This window comes from Pseudogracilibacillus amylolyticus (SeqCode), assembly GCF_051918545.1.
Lineage (GTDB): Bacteria > Bacillota > Bacilli > Bacillales > Amphibacillaceae > Pseudogracilibacillus.
In genome coordinates this window covers 1-3,144 of sequence record NZ_JBPPZG010000309.1, presented here as the reverse complement: position 1 = coordinate 3,144, position 3,144 = coordinate 1, and the positions used below count along the sequence as shown (strand labels likewise).

4 protein-coding genes are annotated in these 3,144 nt (G+C 33.7%); all 4 read left to right on the top strand.

Features of this window, described 5'->3' with window-relative positions:
• Nucleotides 1-238: HIT domain-containing protein (locus ACPYKA_RS20050; protein WP_479543956.1), on the top strand; the 238-nt coding region annotated here is incomplete at its 5' end.
• Between the two features lie 326 nt (nt 239-564).
• Entirely contained in the window at nt 565-1,245 is a 681-nt protein-coding gene (locus tag ACPYKA_RS20045) for a response regulator transcription factor (RefSeq protein ID WP_479543955.1), read from the top strand.
• Nucleotides 1,246-1,340: 95 nt separating this feature from the next.
• A complete protein-coding gene (locus tag ACPYKA_RS20040; RefSeq protein WP_479543954.1) occupies nt 1,341-2,255 on the top strand; it encodes an ABC transporter ATP-binding protein in 915 nt (304 codons plus the stop codon).
• Nucleotides 2,252-2,986: an ABC transporter permease gene (locus ACPYKA_RS20035; RefSeq protein WP_479543953.1), complete on the top strand. Its 735-nt coding sequence runs from the start codon at nt 2,252-2,254 to the stop codon at nt 2,984-2,986. Before ACPYKA_RS20040 ends, ACPYKA_RS20035 begins: the two co-directional genes overlap by 4 nt.
• The last annotated feature ends 158 nt before the right edge of the window (nt 2,987-3,144 follow it).

Below are 3,144 nucleotides of genomic sequence, written 5' to 3'. Positions count from 1 at the left end.
TACAAAACCTTTTTACCCAGTACATATTGTTGCAATTCCCAAGAAACATATCTCTTCTCTAATTACTTTAGAAGAAAGTGATGATGGATTATTACTTGAGTTACTAGGGGTAATTAAAAAGGTTGCTACTATGGTTACAGAAGAGAACGGAGCTTGTAGAGTCATAACGAACTTGGGAGATTATCAGGACTCAAAACACTTACATTGGCATATCGTCTTTGGTAAGCAATTGAGATAACTGCTAAGAAAAAGGCATACTAGTTGTACTAGTCACGCTTGAAAAATGTGCCATCTAATTTACATATGTTGGAAACTCGCTTGTGCGGTGTGATGGAACTGGCGGTAACGTCAAAAGAGATTTTACCTAATACTATAAGATATAAAATATAGATTGCCTCGTTTTGATAATCTTGTTTTCAAAACGGGTTTTTTAATGTAACGTAAAATACTATTCGTTTTTTCTATTCTCAAAATGATTCAGTCAACATCGAACAAAATAAGCTATAATTATTTAATCAATAGTAATTAATTCAGAACGAAATGTTTCAAAGACGGGTGATGAAAATGAGTAAAGGTAAAAGAATTTTAATTATTGAAGATGATCAAGAAATTAGTAAGTTATTGAACTTGATTTTAACAAAAATAGGTATGGATACGGTTGTCGCTTATTCCGGTACAGAAGGTCTCCTACAGCTGCAACAAAATACTTACGATTTAATATTATTGGACTTGATGTTACCAGGTATAAGTGGAGAAGAATTAATAAAACAGGTTAAGGAAAAGAGTGGTATTCCAATTATTGTGATATCAGCCAAGGTTGATATAGAAGATAAAGTACATGTATTAAAAATAGGGGCAGACGATTATATAACCAAGCCGTTTAATCAAAAAGAGGTCGTAGCTAGAGTTGAAGTTCAATTACGAAAAGCAAATGCTTATCCAAAACAAACGGCGGTGAAAGTATGGCGAGGACTCGAAATCAATCTAGAAAAACTAACCGTATCTTTAGAAAAAACCGAGCTGCAATTAACGAATGCAGAATTTGATATTTTATCTTTATTTGTGAGCCATCCTGAGCGTGCTTTTTCTAAAAGGGAGATTTATGAAAGAATCTGGAAAGGGACTTACTTAGGCGATGACAATACCATTAGTGTCCATGTCTCAAATATCCGTAAAAAAATTGCCCAAATATCTTCTGACGAGTATATAAAGACGATATGGGGAGTCGGCTTTATGCTGGTTTAATTTCTTTATGATTTCTTTATGTTTTGTTTAAAGGATATTAAAGACATCTAAGCTAAACTGAATATATCAATAAATTTAGCGAAGGGATCGACAAGATGGATACCATTATTCAAACGTATCAATTGAGGAAAACCTTTAAAAAAGAAGAAGTTATTAAACCTCTAGATTTCTCTTTAAGAAAAGGAGAAATTTGTGCATTAATTGGTAAAAATGGTGCTGGCAAATCAACTATATTTAAAATGCTTTCGGGACAATTAATTCCAACTGCAGGAGACATTCAACTATTTGGCAAATCAGGTAAGGAATTAGCTCAAGCCAAAAAGAGAATGGGCTTCATGATAGAGACACCTGAGTTTTTCCCGGATTTTACTGCAACACAAAATCTAGATTATTTTAGAATTCAACGAGGCATTGCTGAGAAAGAACGTATTTATGAGGTTTTACAAATTGTTGATTTAGCAAATGAAAAGAAGAAACGGTTTAAAGAGTACTCCATGGGAATGAAGCAACGATTAGGTATCGCCCTTTGTCTACTAAGTAGTCCAGATTGTTTAGTGCTAGATGAGCCAATCAATGGGTTGGATGCTGAAGGGATTATGGAGATTCGTCAGTTATTATTGAAGCTAAACCAAGAAAAACAAACAACGATTTTAGTGTCAAGTCATATTTTAACTGAACTGCAATTGCTGGCAACACGCTTTGTATTTATCAAGAATGGTGTAATCGTCGATGATTTAAGTAAAGAGGCTTTAGATGAAAAAAGTAAGAAACAAATTTGTATTAAAGTTAATGATACAGCGAAAGCAGCACGGTTATTAGAGCAAGCATATGGTGATATTCAGTATAAAATCCTTCCTGACCAAATAATCACTATCCAAAATCACGTAGAAGAAGGTGGCGAAATCAATCGGCTCTTCAATGACAATGATGTGTTAGTGATGGAATTTCGTATAGAAGCACTAAAATTAGAAGAGTACTTCTTAGGATTAGTGGAGGGGGATGTAAAATGATTAATTATATGAAAAGTGAACATTATCGTTTGCTCCGTAAAAAGGGACTTTATATAACGAGTGTGATTTGTTTATTGTTAATCGCTGCAGCAGCTGTTGTCTTATACTATTCTCAACATCTGGATTCCAATTTTCCTTATGCAACCAGTATGTTTTTATATGCGAACGTAATTAGTGGAGCACTACTAATAATGATTGTAGCATTACTCTTTAATTCGACTCTCACGGGGAAGGATACGTCTCTAATCAAACAATCTGTATCCTTTGGTGTCTCTCGGTACACGATCTTTTGGTCAAAGTTAATCCTAACTTTAAGTTACTTTCTGTTGCTATGTGTAATTGGTCTGCTCTTAACCATTGCATTAGGAAAAAATCTATTTGCTAGTGAAGAACAGTCAGTTAGCAATTTCTTGATAGCTAGTTCAAACATGATACCTATTGTGCTCAGTGGATTTTTTATGATTCATACGTTGAAAATGCTTAAGGTCAGTGAAGTCTATATCATTATCATATTCCTATTCATTTATGTTTTTTCTGGTGATCTGTTATACATGCTGTTCGATAATACTTTGTTTGATTATAATCCGAGTACGCTATTAAACGAAAACTTAATGAGCTTTATGAATAATTCTGCTCAATTCGATTATCGTCATTGGGTTACCGGTATCTTGGTTTCAGTAATTTCTTTACTAATAGGGGTAAAAGGATTCGCCAAACAGAATATTGATTGATGAAGAAAGGATGAATGAAAGTGAGTAGCTGGTTGATAATCATTATTTTGATTTTTCTATTAACTGTTTGTATCGGGATGCTTCTGCTCTTTCATTGGGATATTAGAAGGATGACGAAACAATTAGAGGAAATCATAGAAAATTTCGGTACAAATGAA

What these genes read in the sequence shown, in the direction of transcription:
- ACPYKA_RS20045 (WP_479543955.1), top strand. Translation starts at nt 565, where the DNA reads ATGAGTAAAGGTAAAAGAATTTTAATTATTGAAGATGATCAAGAAATT.
- ACPYKA_RS20040 (WP_479543954.1), top strand. Translation starts at nt 1,341, where the DNA reads ATGGATACCATTATTCAAACGTATCAATTGAGGAAAACCTTTAAAAAA.
- ACPYKA_RS20035 (WP_479543953.1), top strand. Translation starts at nt 2,252, where the DNA reads ATGATTAATTATATGAAAAGTGAACATTATCGTTTGCTCCGTAAAAAG.